Raw genomic sequence first — 301 nt, 5'->3', positions numbered from 1 at the left:
AAAGGGCCACTGGTCATCAGCGACCTGCACTACCGCTATGACCCGGTGGGCAACATCATCAGCCTGGAAGACCAGGGTGCCGACCCCACCTGGCACGCCAACCAACAGGCCACCGGGCTGCGCGAATACACCTACGACACCCTGTACCGCCTCGCCAGCGCCACGGGCCGGGAGCGCACGCCGGTGGCCCGCTACTACGGCGCCGAGGCCTCGTCGGGCAGCGTCTGGGCGCCTTACAGCGAGCACTACACCTACGACGACGGCAACAACCTGACGACGATCCGCCACGTCAGTGTCGCGG

Annotated in this window: 1 pseudogene; it reads left to right on the top strand. The window is 67.4% G+C overall.

The features are described 5' to 3' along the window. Positions 1 to 301, top strand: a pseudogene (locus AC1MHZ_RS23445) (RHS repeat-associated core domain-containing protein); the annotation flags it as partial.

This window comes from Pseudomonas sp. FA-1 (genome assembly GCF_056856075.1).
The sequence above is the reverse complement of the archived record's forward strand: the minus strand, read 5'-3'. Positions and strand labels throughout refer to the sequence as shown.